This is a genomic window from Promicromonospora sp. NPDC050262, assembly GCF_040655935.1.
Lineage (GTDB): Bacteria > Actinomycetota > Actinomycetes > Actinomycetales > Cellulomonadaceae > Promicromonospora.
In genome coordinates this window covers 56,449-69,719 of sequence record NZ_JBFAKX010000015.1, presented here as the reverse complement: position 1 = coordinate 69,719, position 13,271 = coordinate 56,449, and the positions used below count along the sequence as shown (strand labels likewise).

Below are 13,271 nucleotides of genomic sequence, written 5' to 3'. Positions count from 1 at the left end.
GGGTGCGCAGGTCTCGCCAGGGGTCCCTGCCAGGGGGTGTCTGGCAGAGGTGCACCGGTCTTGCCAGAACGCGGTTCGATGTATGTAATATATTGCATGCCCATTCCGAGAACTGTGCCCGGGATCGATCGCCGGCTGCTGCGTGACGACGTCTACGGCCGGCTGCGCGACGCGATCGTCGACGGCAGCCTCGCGCCGGGGGAGCAGCTGCGCGACGTCGAGCTCGCGGCCTGGCTCGGCGTCAGCCGGACGCCCGTGCGGGAGGCGCTGCTGCGCCTGGCCGAGGCCGGGCTGGTCGTGGCCCGGCCGGGCAGCTCGACGACCGTGAGCTCGCTGGACCTGCGTGAGGTGCGCGGTGCGCGCGACGTCGTCGCCGCGATGCACGAGGTGGCCGTGCGAGCGGCGGTGCCGGGTCTCACGGAGGCCGACCTCGACGCGATGCGCGCGGCCGAGCGCGAGTTCCGCGAGGCGATCGAACGGGGCGACGTCGAGGCGGCCCTGCGTGCCGACGACGCGCTGCACGGCGTGCCCGTGACGGTGGCGGCCAACCGGGCGCTGTCGTCCGTGCTCGACCAGTTCACGCCGGTGCTGCGGCGCGCGGAACGCCTGCGGTTCTCCTCGCTGGGCGGGCGCGCGTCGTTCGCCCGGCACGAGGAGCTGATCCGGCTCTGCGCCGCCGGGGAGGCGGAAGGGGCGGCGGCGGTCGCCTTCGACACGTGGAGCACCCTGCCCACCGACACGGACGCCGACACCGACCAGCCCGCCCGCGAGGAGTAGACCCATGGCCCTGTCCGACTTCCCCCGCCACCCGCTCACCTTCGGGCCCAGCCCCGTCCACCCGCTGCCGCGGCTCACCGCCCACCTCGGGGGCGCGTCGGTCTGGGCCAAGCGGGAGGACTGCAACGCGGGCCTCGCCTACGGCGGCAACAAGACCCGCAAGCTGGAGTACTTCGTCCCGGAGGCGCTCGCACAGGGCGCGGACACGCTGGTATCGATCGGCGGCTACCAGTCCAACCACACGCGCCAGGTCGCGGCCGTCGCCGCGTCGCTCGGCCTCAAGGCCGTGCTGGTGCAGGAGAACTGGGTGGACTGGCCCGACTCCGTGGCCGACCGGGTCGGCAACATCATGCTCAGCCGCATCATGGGCGCGGAGGTGCGGCTCGACCCGGCCGGCTTCGGCATCGGCTTCAAGGACTCCTGGTCCCGCGCGATCGAGGACGTCAAGGAGCGCGGCGGCACGCCGTACGCGATCCCGGCGGGCGCCTCCGACCACCGGCTCGGCGGTCTCGGCTTCGCCCGCTGGGCGTACGAGGTCCAGGAGCAGGAGCGCGAGCTCGGCGTCTTCTTCGACACGATCGTCGTCTGCGCGGTGACGGGATCCACCCAGGCCGGCATGATCGCCGGGTTCGCGGCGCTGGAGGAGGCCGGCGGCCCGCCGCGCCGGCTCATCGGGATCGATGCGAGCGCCAGGCTGGACGAGACGCGTGACCAGGTCGCGCGGATCGCGCGCGCCACGGCCGACCTGATCGGCGTCGGCCGTCCGCTGCGGGACGACGAGATCACCGTGCTGCCCGGCTGGGCCGGCGACCTGTACGGCATCCCGGTGGAGTCGACGCTCGACGCGATCCGGCTCACCGGCGAGCTGGAGGGCGTCATCATCGACCCGGTCTACGAGGGCAAGTCGATGGCCGGGCTGATCGACCTCGTGACCAGCGGCGACATCCCCGCGACCAGCAACGTGCTGTACGCCCACCTGGGCGGGCAGCCGGCCCTGAACGCCTACAGCGGCCTGTTCACGCAGACCCGCCCCGTGCTCGGCTGAGCGCCTCCCGGCGTCGTGCCCCCGGGCGACGACACCGGGAACAGGTCGCAGGTGCTGACGGCTGGCTGAGCTTGTCACAGTGGGCGGTCTCCTCGGTGGGCGCGCCGAGGAGACCCGCCGCGCGGGTCGGCGACAAGCAGGCCGCTTTCGGGGAGGCTTGGCACGCGCCGGATGTTCACCGCGGACACCCGGGATCGAGATGGAGCGTCATGGCCCGCCTGCTGCACCGCCCCGGCACCCCGCCACGCCTGCCCAGGGGGCGGGACCTCGACGCGAGCTTCCGCCCGGCGGCACCCACGCGACCGGCGCGGATCGCGGGCGGGCGGGCCGCGGGCCGGGGCGGCGCCGTGGTGGGGCTGCCCGCCAACCCGTTCGGATACGCGATGCTCGCCACGCTGGGGGTCGGTGCGGGACTCGCGGTGCTGGGCGCGCTGTCCGCCGTGGCGACGGTGCTCGTCTACGTCGGGCTGGCGCTGTTCCTGGCGCTGGCCCTGGAGCCCGGCATCGAGACCCTGACCGACCGGGGTCTGCCCCGCTGGGTGGCGGCGACGGTGATGGTCGTCGGGTCGCTGGTGGTGATCGCGCTGGTCGTCGTAGCGGTGCTGCCGATCGCCGTCCCGCAGGTCAGCAGCTTCGGCACCCAGCTCGTGGACCTGCTGCGCACCCTGCCCGACCAGGCCTGGTACGCGTGGGCGACCAGCAACCTCGGCGCCCTCGACCTGAACGGGCTGCTGTCCTCGCTGACCGACCTGCTCAGCGACCCGCGACAGCTCTCGGCGATCGCCGGCGGCGTGCTGCAGGTCGGCACCGGGCTGATCAACGGCGTCACGGCGGTCATCATCGTCACGGCCCTGACCATCTATTTCGCCCTGACGCTGCCGACCATGGTCGCCGCCGTCCTGCGCCTGGTGCCGCGCTCCCGGCGGGAGATGACCGGGTCGCTCCTGGACGAGGTGCTGGACTCCGTGGGCCGGTACGTCTCCGGGCAGCTCATCCTGGCGACCATCAACGCCACGTTCACGCTGGTGCTCACCCTGTTCGCGGGCAGCCCGGCCCCGATCCTGCTCGCCGTCATCGCGTTCGTCGCGGCCCTGATCCCCGTGGTGGGCACGGTCATCGGGTCCATCCTCGTGACGCTCGCGACGCTGACGGTGAGCCCCGTCGCCGCGATCGTCGTCGGGGCGTGCCTGCTGGTCTACATGCAGGTCGAGGCGTACGTCCTGTCCCCGCGCGTGATGAGCCGCGCGGTGTCGATGCCCGGCGTCCTGGTCATCGTCGCGGCCCTGGCGGGCGCGGCGCTCGGCGGCATCCTCGGGGCCCTCGTCGCGGTCCCGGTGGCGGCGGCGGGCCTGCTGGTCATCAAGCGCGTGGTGATCCCGTACCAGGAGATGCGCTAGGCCAGGAGACGCGCTAGCCGAGCACGCCCAGGTGCAGGGCCCGCAGCACGGCGTTGGTCCGGTCCCGCGCCGAGAGCTTGAGCAGGATGGTCGAGACGTGGTTCTTGACCGTGCCCTCGACCAGGGACAGCGCGCCGGAGATCTCGCGGTTCGTGTAGCCCTCGGCCATGAGCCGCAGCACCTCGAGCTCGCGGTCGGTCAGCCGCTGCACCGGCAGCGCGTCGGCGCCGCTCGCCGGCGGCACGGCGCGGATCGCGCGCAGCATCCGGTCCGTGATCGACGGCGCCACGAGGGTCCCGCCGCCGGCCAGTGCGTGCACCGCCCGGGTGAGCTGCTCGACCGTCACGTCCTTGAGCAGGTACCCGCGCGCGCCGGAGCGCAGCGCGTCGAGCACGAGCGTGTCGTCGTCGAACGTGGTGAGCACCAGCACGGGCACGTCGCTGCCCAGCTCCCGCAGCCGGCCCAGGGTCCAGAGGCCGTCGTGGCGCGGCATCCGCAGGTCCAGCAGGATCACGTCGGGTTCGGTCGCGGCGATCACCTCCAGCGCGGCCGCGCCGTCGTCGGCCTCGCCCACCACGTCGACGTCGGCGATCTCCAGGAGGGCCCGGATGCCGTGCCGCACCAGCGTCTGGTCGTCGACGATGACGACGCGGGTCACGTCGGCACCCGCGCCGTGACCCGGAAGCCGTCGGCGCCGTCGAACTCGACGCCGCCGCCCAGGGCCTCGAACCGCTCCGCCAGGCCGCGCAGCCCGTTGCCGGGCACCAGCTCGTGGAACCCGCGGCCGTCGTCCAGCGCGGTCAGGACGACGCCGCCGGGTCCGGCGGCCACCGCGATCCGCAGCGCACGGGCATCGGCGTGCCGCAGGGTGTTGGTGACGATCTCCTGCACGGCACGGACCAGGGCCGCCGTCTGCTCCTCGTCCACCTGCAGGTCCGGACCGACGTCGATCGACACGTCCAGGTCCGGCAGGTCGCGCACCACCTGCCGGAACGCCTCGGTCAGGTCCGACGACGCCGTCCGCAGCTCGCCGACCGTCGCCCGGACGTCGGCCAGCAGGTCGCGGGCCACCCGGTTCGCCCGCTCCACGTGGTCGCGGGCCTGCGCGCCGTCCCGGTGCCGCGCCGCCTCCAGCTCCAGGGTGAGCACGGTGAGCTGGTGGCCGATGAGGTCGTGCAGGTCGCGCGAGATCCGCAGCCGCTCCGCCGTCCGCGCGGACTCCGTGAGCAGGGCCGACGCCGCCCGCAGGTCGACGTGCGCCTGGCTGAGCTCCCGGCGCAGGCGCTGCTCGCGGACGAGCGTCATCGAGCTCAGCATCGTCGCGAGCTGGATGAGCAGGTAGAAACCGACACCCACCAGGGCGTCGGCGAGCCCGTCGTCGCGCAGGGTCGCGAGCACGACCAGCACCACGGTGTTCAGCGCCACGACGACGAAGCCCACCCCCAGCGGAGCGACGTAGACGCTCACGCTCGCGATGACGACCAGCAGCACCGGCATGAGGCCGACCTGCGGAGCGGTGAGCACCACGGCCCAGGACGCGACGACGGCAGTCCCGAACATCGTGTGCCGCAGCAGGTCGGCCTTCTCCCGCATCAGGGAGCCCAGCAGGGTCACCATCACGAGGACGAACAGTGCGATCCACCAGCCACGCGGCACGGACGGCGCCGCGTACCCGAACAGCACCGGCCCGGCCAGGGCCAGCGCGACCACGAGCATCGCGAGACCCGACCACTCCTCGGTCCCCAGGCGCCGCATGACAGCCACCCTACGGTCGGCGCGCCCGACCCCGCCCGTGCCGAAAGTCATGGTTCACATCCCTGACCAACGGCACAGGTGCGCGCCCGGGCCCGGCGCCTAGCGTCGTCGGACATGAGCAGCGACACGAACGGGAGCGGCACCGGCGGGCGAGCGCCGGCGATCCTGGCCGAGGGTCTCGTCAAGCGGTACCGCGACAAGGTTGCCGTCGACGACGTCAGCCTGCGGGTCGACACCGGGGAGGTGCTCGGTGTTCTCGGCACCAACGGCGCGGGCAAGACCACCACGGTCGAGATGATCGCGGGGCTGCGCCGGCCGGACCGGGGGAGCGTCCGCGTGCTGGGCCTCGACCCGCGGCGGGACCGGGCGAAGGTGTGCCAGGTGCTGGGCGTGCAGCTCCAGGCGGCCTACCTGCACGGCGCGCTCACGGTGGCCGAGCTGCTGGACCTGTACCGCAGCTTCTACCCCGACCCACGCCCGGCTGCCGAGCTCCTCGGCCTGGTGGGCCTGGAGGAGCAGCGGCGCGTGCGGTTCGAGAAGCTGTCCGGCGGCCAGCAGCAGCGGGTCTCCATCGCGCTCGCGATGGTGGGCCGGCCGCGAGTCGTGATCCTTGACGAGCTCACGACCGGGCTCGACCCGCTCGCCCGCCGCCGCATGTGGGCGACGGTCGAGCGCCTGCGCGACGAGGGCGTGACGATCGTGCTCGTCAGCCACGCGATGGAGGAGGTCGAACGGCTCTGCGACCGGGTCGCGCTGCTCGACGCCGGCCGGCTGGTCGCCGTCGGACCGCCGGGAGAGCTGACCGCGCGAGCGGGCGCGGACACCCTCGACGACGCGTTCGTCGCCCTCACCGGAAAGCAGCTGGAGGCAGCCGAATGAGCACCATCGCCACTCCCGTCACCGTCCGGCGGCCGGGCCCGAGGGCCTGGCTCACCCTCGTGGTCTGCGAGGCCAAGATGGTCGCGCGGGACACCGCCGGCCTCGTCGTCCCCCTCGGCCTGCCGCTCCTGATCCTCCTGACGAGCGCCCACGCGGCCGGCGACCAGGAGGTGGTCGCCGGGTTCTCCGCCCTGGAGGCGTACGTGCTGCCGCTGGTGCTCACGATGGTCATGGCGACCATCGGCGTCATCAACATGCCGAGCTTCCTGGCCTACTACCGCCACAGCGGCATCCTGCGGCGGCTCGCCGTCACCCCGGCGTCACCCGCGATGGTGCTCGTCGCCCAGGTGATCGTCAGCGTGCTCCAGACGGTCCTCGGGCTGGCGCTCGCCCTCGGCGTGGCGTTCCTCGGCTTCGGTGCGAGCCCGCCCGCGCATCCCGCCACGGCCGTCGGGGTCTACGCCCTCGCGATGGCGGCGATGTACGCCGTCGGGATGATCGTGGCCGCCGTAGCGCCCACGCCCAACTCGGCCGTCGCGATCGGGCTCGTCGGCTTCTTCGCGCTCGGTGCCCTCGGCGGCATGTTCGGCGGCCCCGGCAGCCTGCCCGAGCCGTTCGCCGCCGTCGGCGAACGGCTGCCCTTCGGGGCGGCGGTCCAGGCGCTCGCGGCGGCCTGGGTGGGGGCTCCCGTCGAGCCCGTGCACCTGATCAGCCTGGGCGTGACGGTGGTCGTCGGCTCGGTGACCGCGGCGCTGCTGTTCCGCTGGGGCTGACCGGCGTCAGTCCCCGGCGGCAGGGCCGGGTCCGACGGCGGTCAGGCCGCGCAGCTCGGCGAGCACCGCGCGCTCGATCTGCGTGATGGGCCGGGTCTCGCCCGGCGCGATCCACTGCGTGAAGGCGACGCCGAACACCGTGGCGCCCGACTCCGCCGCGAGGGTGGCCGCCGGCTCCGTGACGCCCCGGGCGCGCAGCGCCTCGCAGACCGTCGCCGCCAGCACCGACAGCTTGTGCCGCTCCCGCTCCTGCAGTGCCGGGTTCTGGTCGATGACGGTCTGCCGCAGCCGGGAGTGCTCGCGGCGCTCGTCCGGGAAGAACTCGGCCGCCGACTCCAGCGCGGCCGCGACCAGCTCCATCGGCGTGGCGTCGTCCGGCGCCGCCGCCATCCCGGCGAGGAACGCGTCGACCAGGAGCTGCTGCCCGTGGAACAGCACCTCGCGCTTGTCGCTGAAGTGCCGGAAGAAGGTGCGTTCGGTCAGGCCGACGGACTGCGCGATCTCCGCGGCCGTCGTCTGCTCGTAGCCCTGGCTCGCGAAGAGGTCCAGCGCGGCGGCCTGCAGTCGTTCGCTCGTCCCGGGCTGCCATCTGACCATGGCTCCAGTCTAGGTGATGACAGAGGCTGACGTCACGCGTAAGGTGATGTCTGTGACTGACAGCAGTCACTGACATCACTGGAGGTTCACCATGCAGGTTTTCGTGACCGGAGCATCCGGCTGGATCGGGTCGGCCGCCGTCGACGAGCTGCTCGCGGACGGCCACGCCGTCACCGCGCTCGCCCGGTCCGACGCGTCCGCGGACGCGCTGGAGGCCAAGGGGGTCCGTGTGCAGCGCGGCGACCTGGACGACCTCGACGGCCTCCGCCGGGGCGCCGACGCCGCCGAGGCAGTGCTGCACCTGGCCAACAAGCACGACTTCTCGAACCCGGCCGCGTCCAACGCCGCCGAGCGGGCCGCCGTGCAGACCTTCGCCGACACCCTCGCAGGCTCGGGCCGGCCGTTCCTCTTCGCGGCGGGTACCGCCGGGCTGGCACAGGGCCGCCCCGCCACCGAGGCGGACGCCTCGTCGGCCCACGGCCCCGGCTCACCGCGCGGCGGCGCCGAGAACCTGGCGCTGGAGTACGTCGACCGCGACGTGCGGGTCGTGAGCCTGCGCTTCTCGCCCACGGTGCACGGGGCGGGCGACCACGGCTTCATCTCGGTGATCGCCGACGCTGCCCGCCGCCACGGCGTGTCCGGCTACCCGGGCGGCGGCAGCAACCGCTGGGCCGCCGTGCACCGCTCCGACGCCGCGCGCCTCGTGGCGCTCGGCCTGGCCAAGGCCCCGTCCGGCTCCCGGCTGCACGCCGTGGCCGAGGAAGGGGTCACGAGCCGCGAGATCGCCGAGGCGATCGGAGCGGCCCTCGACCTGCCGGTCGCCTCGATCGCGCCCGACGACGTCGCCGCGCACTTCGGTTGGATCGGCGGGTTCTTCGGCATGGAGGGGTCCGCGACGAGCACCGCGACGCGCGAGCTGCTCGGCTGGACGCCGACGGGCCCGACGCTGGTCGAGGACATCGCGGCCGGCGCCTACTCGACGACGGCCGCGGTCTAGGCCGGGCGCCCGGCCTGAGAAGCCTCAGGCCGCCGGCGTCTCAGCGATGTCCGTGGTGGTCGCCAGCGGGCGGGACGCCTCGACGTCGTCGGACAGGCTGTGCAGGCGTCCCGCAGCCAACCCCAGCGAGTCCGAGCCGAGGAGCTGGTGCAGGGGCGCCTCGCCGGAGGTCGCGACGGTGATGATCGCCGCGGCCGCCTTGGCGGGGTCGCCGAGCTGGGTGCCCGGCATCCCGAGGTGCTGCTCGACCATCTCGCGGACGGCGGGGTAGGCCTCGTTCGTGTCCGACGGCAGGCCGAGCGACACGGGCCGCAGGAAGTCGGTGCGCATGTAGCCGGGCTCGACGAGGTTCACGCGGATCCCGTGGTCCGCCACCTCGGCGGCCAGGGACTCCGTGATCGCCTCCAGCGCGAACTTGCCCGCCGCGTACAGGCTCCAGCCGGGGAACGAGAGCAGGCCGAGGATCGAGGACACGTTGATCACGTGCCCGCCGCGGTGGGCGCGGAAGCCCGGCAGCACCGCGCGCAGCACGTTCCAGACGCCGAAGACCTGGACGTCGAACATCGCACGGGCGTCGGCGTCCGAGACCTCCTCGACGGCGGCCAGGTAGCCGTACCCGGCGTTGTTCACGACCACGTCGAGGGTGCCGAAGCGCTCCGTCGTGGCGGCGACGGCCCGGTTCACCTGGGCCTGGTCGGCCAGGTCGACGGTCAGGGCGAGCAGCCGGGAGGTGTCGACGTCGTCGAGCGCGCTCGTCAGGCGCTCGGTGGACCGGGTGGTGGCGGCGACGTTCTCGCCGCGCTCCAGGAGCTGCCGGACGAGCTCGAGGCCGAGCCCGCGGGAGGCGCCGGTGACGAACCAGGTCGCGGGGCGGTCGGTGGGGTAGGACATGGTGGTCTCCTCGGGAGGGTCAGGTCGGCGGGGCGTGCCGACACGTCAAGACTTCCGCCCGGAACCGCGCCGCAGGGCGCCATGTCCGGCCCCCTGCGTCCTGGGTCGCGGCTGACTAGGACGCGGAGGTCCACCCTGACGGGTGCGCCGCACGAGGCGGCCTGCCCAGAATGGAGCCATGGCCGAGAAGAACACGGAGCTGGCGGACTTCCTGCGTCGCGCACGGAGCCAGGGCGACGCGTCGCGCGCCGGCCTGCCCGCCGACGGCCGGGTGCGCCGCGTGCCCGGCCTGCGCCGCGAGGAGGTCGCGTTCCTGGCCGGCGTCTCGACCGACTACTACGCCCGCCTGGAGCAGGGCCGGCGCATCGTGCCGTCGCCGTCGGTCGTGGACGCCATCGGGCGCGCGCTCGGGCTGGACCAGGCCGGCCGTGCCCACCTGGCCGACCTCATCGGGCTCGGTTCGGGGTCGGTCCAGCCGCGCACCCGTCCCGTCCAGCGGGTCCGCCCCGGGCTGTACCAGCTGCTCGACGCGCTCGGCGACGCGCCCGTGCTTGTTCTGGGCCGCCGCGCCCACGTGCTCGCCCAGAACCGCATGGGCCGGGCCCTGTTCACCGACTTCGAGCGGTTCCCGGCGCCGCGGCGCAACTATGCGCGCTGGATGTTCCTCGACGACGGCGCGCGGTCGCTGTTCGTCGACTGGGAGGAGCAGGCCCGTGCCGCCGTCGAGAACCTGCGGCTGGAGGCGGGGAACGACCCCGCAGACCGGGCCACGGCCGCGCTGATCGCGGAGCTGCGCGAGGCCAGCGACGAGTTCGCCGCCTGGTGGACGGAGCACCGCGTCTACCAGCGCACGTACGGGTCCAAGCGGCTGCGCCACCCCGTCGTCGGCGACCTCACCGTCGAGTACGAGACCCTCGCCCTGCCCGGCGACCCCGACACGACCCTGTACGTCTACTCGGCCGAGCCGGGCTCGCCGTCCCAGCGGGCGCTGAGCCTCCTGGCGAGCTGGTCCCTGACGGCCACGCCGGCGGAGCGGTAGGCGGACGGGGTCAACCTTCTTCGAGGCCTAAGTTTCTTCGCTTTGAGGCCGCTCAAAGCGAAGAAACTTAGGCCTCGAAGGGGAGGGGCGCCAGAGGGGCGCCCCCGGGTCTAGCCCAGGTCGCGGACCAGCACCTCCTCGAACACCGCGCTCACCGCGGGTGTCGCGCCGCCGCCCGCGTAGATCCCGATCGCCGGGTCCGTGTCGGCCGGGAGCGTCCACGTGGCCCCGAAGCGCCAGTGGTCACCGTCGCGCGACGTGGCGGAGCGGTAGCGGTGCTCGCCCGTGACCGGATCGGTGGTGTGGAACAGCCGCAGGTGCATGGTGTCGGCCACCGGACCGGAGACGAAGCCGCCGAACCGGACGGCGCCGTCGGCCGTGAGCTCCTTGCCGAACTCGACCTGGCGGGTCCGGCCGATCGCCACCGAGCCGAGCCGCAGGAAGTCGTCGTCGCCCGCGTGCACCAGCAGGCCCGCCTGCTGGAAGTTGCGCACCGTGTCCTCGCCCAGCGGCAGGCGCACGGTGGCCTCCAGCACGTAGTCGCCGTCGGGCGCGTCGCGCAGCAGCACCGGCGCGTCGTTCCGCGTGCCCACCAGGTCGTGGCCGGTCAGCGGCCAGGTCAGGGCCCCGTCGGCGACGTCGACGGCGGCCGGCCCGTGCTGCCAGCGCCAGCCGGCGTCCAGATCGCCGTCGAACTCCTCGGCGAACGTGACCGCGCCCGCCTCCGGCTCTGACACGCGCTCCGTCACGGGCTCGTGCGCCGCGACGACGGTCAGGTTGTCGAGCTGCGCCTCGGCGCCGTCCGCCACGAGGCGCACCGGCGCCTTGCGGGGCAGCGGCGTCCGCGGCTCGAACCGTGCCTCGGCGTCCACGTCACCCAGGCCGCTCGACGACAGCCGCGCATCGGCCACGCCGTCGCGCACCTCGACGCTCAGCACGTGCCAGGAGGTCAGGTCCGCGTTCGCCGGCAGCGCCGTCCGTACCTTCTGCCGTCCCTGTCCGACGACGAGCTCGCGCTCCTGCGCGTCCAGCCGCACCGACACCCCGGCCGAGCCGGGCCCGCCGACCGTGACCGTGAACGACCCGTCGGCGTCGGGCAGCCGCACGTCCGTCTCGACCCGCACGTCCCGCGGCGCGGGCGCCGTCCGCACGACGGCGGCGTGCCGCCGGTCCGGGACCAGCCGCGCGATCGCCCCGGCGTCGCCGGAGCCGTCCGTGCCCCGGGCGAACGCGCCCGTCACGCGCCGCAGCGCGTGCCCGGAGGCCGGGTCGGCGCTCACGATGCCCAGCTCGCTCGCGGCCACCGGCGCGGTCTGCGCGCCCTCGCTCGGGCCGGCCCCGGCGTTGACCACGGGCCAGCCGTCGATCCAGTCGAGCCGGTCGAGCAGCGTGGGCCGGCGGTTCACGCCGCCGGGCTGGTTCAGCCACGCGTTGTCGCGGTCGATGCCGTGGTAGAGCATCCAGTCCTGCCCGGACACGTCGGCGAACACCGCGTGGTGCCCCACGCCGATCCACCTGTTGCCGTTCTGCGCCACGACGAGGGTGCCGCCCACGCGCGACTCGTTCATGCCCACACCCTCGTGGTCGGTGAACGGGCCCAGCGGCGAGCGCGACCTGCCGGTGTAGACGCTGTACCCGGTCACGGGGCCGGAGCAGCAGTTGGCCGACGACCCCATGAGGTAGTACCAGCCGTCCCGCTTGACCACGAACGCGCCCTCGTAGCGGTCCGCGACGGTCACGCGCGTGGGCTCACCCACGGCGCGGGTTCCGGTCTCGTCCAGCTCCGTGACCCAGATGCCGCCGTTGAAGCCGCCGAAGTAGAGGTAGCGGGAGCCGTCGTCGTCGGCGAACAGGGCCGGGTCGATCGTGTTGAGGTACCCGCCGCCCGGTGCGGGACGCGGGTCCAGGACCGGCCCGCCCGAGTCCGTCCACGGCCCCGTCGGGGTGGGCGCCGTCGCGACGCCGATCGTGTAGTCCCACGCGTCGGGGTTCGCCGCCGTGTCCGTGACGGTGTAGTACATGACGTACCGGCCGTCCACGTACCGGATGTCCGGCGCCCAGAAGTAGGACGCCTCCGCGGCCCACGCGGGCCGGTTCTCGCCGTCGAAGACGGTGCCGACGTACTCCCACGTGGCCAGGTCGCGCGACTTCGCCACGTGCATGTTGCCGAACGGGCCGCCCGACACCAGCGGGTCGCTGGTCGCGTACAGGTACCACCAGCCGTCCTTGCCGCGGATCACCGCCGGGTCGGCGTAGGTGTCCGAGAACGGGTCGGTCACGGGGTTGGTATACGTGGTGCCCGACGGCGGTGGCGCGGCTTCCGCGGGGGCTGCCGCCGCACCTCCGGTACCGGGCAGGGCCACGGCGCTGACGACCAGCGCGAGCGTGGCGAGGGCGGCTACGAACCGTATCTCCATGGGTGATCGTCCCTTCGGGCGGCCGCGCGCCACGTCCTCGATGACGTGGCCGTCGCTCCTTTACAACGGATAACCACGCGCGAAGTTACAACGGATAACCTGCGGTCGGCAAGGGGCTGATCAGTCCAGCGACAGCTCGTAGAACCGCCACAGGTGCTGGAGCTCGCCCGGGATCTCGGAGCCCGGGTAGGGCGTGCGCTCGACAAAGCCGCGCGACTCGTAGAGCCGGTGCGCCCCGGTCATGAAGCGGTTGCTGTCCAGCCGCACGGTCCGCGCGCCGAAGTCCGCCCGGGAGCGCTCCAGCAGCCAGTCCAGCATCGCCGAGCCCAGGTGCTCCCCGCGGTGCTCGGGGCGCACGAACATCCGCTTGATCTCGACCACGCCGTCGTCCTGAGCGCGCAGCGCGGCGACGCCGGCGGGTGAACCGTCGACGTCGGCGAGCGCCATCAGTCCGGTGGGCCGGCGGAACGTGTCCAGGTCGGCGCTGGTGTGCCGCGCGTCCAGACCCATCGCGAACCCGTAGGTCTCCTCGAAGGTCGCGAGTGCCCACGTCATGTACTCGGTCATGAGCCGGAGCACGACCGCCTCGTCCTGGTCGGTCGTCTCACGGACCCGGGTTCGTTCCACTGCTCTTCCTCTCACGACTGCCACGCCGGCGCGGCCTGATCGGGCACGCCGGTGAGAGGCTAACCCCGACCGGCCGT

The 13,271-nt window shown here is 73.6% G+C and carries 13 protein-coding genes; 7 read left to right on the top strand and 6 right to left on the bottom strand.

The genetic code is table 11. The annotated features are described in order from the left end of the window. Positions 1–96 precede the first annotated feature (96 nt). From AB0I29_RS20885 to AB0I29_RS20875, 3 genes are all read left to right on the top strand, one after another. The gene (locus AB0I29_RS20885) at positions 97–777 is read left to right on the top strand and encodes a GntR family transcriptional regulator (protein WP_357485311.1); all 681 of its coding nucleotides are present in this window, start codon (positions 97–99) and stop codon (positions 775–777) included. A 4-nt stretch (positions 778–781) separates the two neighbouring features. After that, a complete protein-coding gene (locus AB0I29_RS20880) occupies positions 782–1,822 on the top strand; it encodes a 1-aminocyclopropane-1-carboxylate deaminase (RefSeq protein WP_285100757.1) in 1,041 nt (346 codons plus the stop codon). Between the two features lie 209 nt (positions 1,823–2,031). Next, positions 2,032–3,219: an AI-2E family transporter gene (locus AB0I29_RS20875; protein WP_357485307.1), complete on the top strand. Its 1,188-nt coding sequence runs from the start codon at positions 2,032–2,034 to the stop codon at positions 3,217–3,219. 13 nt (positions 3,220–3,232) lie between these two features. Here AB0I29_RS20875 and AB0I29_RS20870 read toward each other — a convergent pair whose 3' ends face one another. Next, on the bottom strand, positions 3,233–3,877 hold the full coding sequence (locus AB0I29_RS20870) for a response regulator transcription factor (protein WP_285100755.1): 645 nt from the start codon (positions 3,875–3,877) through the stop codon (positions 3,233–3,235). Beyond that, positions 3,874–4,974 carry a histidine kinase gene (locus AB0I29_RS20865; protein WP_357485303.1) on the bottom strand — a complete coding sequence of 367 codons (1,101 nt, stop codon included), beginning with the start codon at positions 4,972–4,974 and terminating at the stop codon, positions 3,874–3,876. Before AB0I29_RS20865 ends, AB0I29_RS20870 begins: the two co-directional genes overlap by 4 nt. A gap of 114 nt (positions 4,975–5,088) precedes the next feature. Here AB0I29_RS20865 and AB0I29_RS20860 point away from each other — a divergent pair, with 114 nt between their 5' ends. After that, positions 5,089–5,853: an ABC transporter ATP-binding protein gene (locus AB0I29_RS20860; RefSeq protein ID WP_357485300.1), complete on the top strand. Its 765-nt coding sequence runs from the start codon at positions 5,089–5,091 to the stop codon at positions 5,851–5,853. Further along, entirely contained in the window at positions 5,850–6,626 is a 777-nt protein-coding gene (locus AB0I29_RS20855; RefSeq protein ID WP_285100752.1) for an ABC transporter permease, read from the top strand. Before AB0I29_RS20860 ends, AB0I29_RS20855 begins: the two co-directional genes overlap by 4 nt. A gap of 6 nt (positions 6,627–6,632) precedes the next feature. On the opposite strand, the gene AB0I29_RS20850 is transcribed toward AB0I29_RS20855, so the two are convergent. Beyond that, positions 6,633–7,223, bottom strand: coding sequence for a TetR/AcrR family transcriptional regulator (locus AB0I29_RS20850; RefSeq protein WP_357485296.1), 591 nt, complete (start codon positions 7,221–7,223; stop codon positions 6,633–6,635). A gap of 103 nt (positions 7,224–7,326) precedes the next feature. Here AB0I29_RS20850 and AB0I29_RS20845 point away from each other — a divergent pair, with 103 nt between their 5' ends. Continuing rightward, positions 7,327–8,220 (top strand): SDR family oxidoreductase, encoded by an 894-nt coding sequence (locus AB0I29_RS20845; RefSeq protein ID WP_357485294.1) that lies wholly within the window; start codon positions 7,327–7,329, stop codon positions 8,218–8,220. Positions 8,221–8,244: 24 nt separating this feature from the next. Here AB0I29_RS20845 and AB0I29_RS20840 read toward each other — a convergent pair whose 3' ends face one another. Next, the gene (locus AB0I29_RS20840; RefSeq protein ID WP_357485291.1) at positions 8,245–9,111 is read right to left on the bottom strand and encodes an SDR family NAD(P)-dependent oxidoreductase; all 867 of its coding nucleotides are present in this window, start codon (positions 9,109–9,111) and stop codon (positions 8,245–8,247) included. A gap of 178 nt (positions 9,112–9,289) precedes the next feature. On the opposite strand from AB0I29_RS20840, the gene AB0I29_RS20835 reads away from it, so the two are divergent. After that, positions 9,290–10,150, top strand: a complete 861-nt coding sequence (locus AB0I29_RS20835; protein WP_357485287.1) for a helix-turn-helix transcriptional regulator — start codon at positions 9,290–9,292, stop codon at positions 10,148–10,150. Between the two features lie 110 nt (positions 10,151–10,260). Here AB0I29_RS20835 and AB0I29_RS20830 read toward each other — a convergent pair whose 3' ends face one another. Then, on the bottom strand, positions 10,261–12,567 hold the full coding sequence (locus AB0I29_RS20830; RefSeq protein ID WP_357485282.1) for a family 43 glycosylhydrolase: 2,307 nt from the start codon (positions 12,565–12,567) through the stop codon (positions 10,261–10,263). 120 nt (positions 12,568–12,687) lie between these two features. After that, positions 12,688–13,194: a GNAT family N-acetyltransferase gene (locus AB0I29_RS20825; protein ID WP_285100746.1), complete on the bottom strand. Its 507-nt coding sequence runs from the start codon at positions 13,192–13,194 to the stop codon at positions 12,688–12,690. Positions 13,195–13,271 lie beyond the last annotated feature (77 nt).

Bases quoted from the DNA above. Each gene is read 5' to 3' on its own strand.
- AB0I29_RS20865 (WP_357485303.1), bottom strand. From the start codon at position 4,974: ATGCGGCGCCTGGGGACCGAGGAGTGGTCGGGTCTCGCGATGCTCGTG.
- AB0I29_RS20880 (WP_285100757.1), top strand. From the start codon at position 782: ATGGCCCTGTCCGACTTCCCCCGCCACCCGCTCACCTTCGGGCCCAGC.
- AB0I29_RS20885 (WP_357485311.1), top strand. From the start codon at position 97: ATGCCCATTCCGAGAACTGTGCCCGGGATCGATCGCCGGCTGCTGCGT.
- AB0I29_RS20860 (WP_357485300.1), top strand. From the start codon at position 5,089: ATGAGCAGCGACACGAACGGGAGCGGCACCGGCGGGCGAGCGCCGGCG.
- AB0I29_RS20855 (WP_285100752.1), top strand. From the start codon at position 5,850: ATGAGCACCATCGCCACTCCCGTCACCGTCCGGCGGCCGGGCCCGAGG.
- AB0I29_RS20835 (WP_357485287.1), top strand. From the start codon at position 9,290: ATGGCCGAGAAGAACACGGAGCTGGCGGACTTCCTGCGTCGCGCACGG.
- AB0I29_RS20830 (WP_357485282.1), bottom strand. From the start codon at position 12,567: ATGGAGATACGGTTCGTAGCCGCCCTCGCCACGCTCGCGCTGGTCGTC.
- AB0I29_RS20840 (WP_357485291.1), bottom strand. From the start codon at position 9,111: ATGTCCTACCCCACCGACCGCCCCGCGACCTGGTTCGTCACCGGCGCC.
- AB0I29_RS20850 (WP_357485296.1), bottom strand. From the start codon at position 7,223: ATGGTCAGATGGCAGCCCGGGACGAGCGAACGACTGCAGGCCGCCGCG.
- AB0I29_RS20875 (WP_357485307.1), top strand. From the start codon at position 2,032: ATGGCCCGCCTGCTGCACCGCCCCGGCACCCCGCCACGCCTGCCCAGG.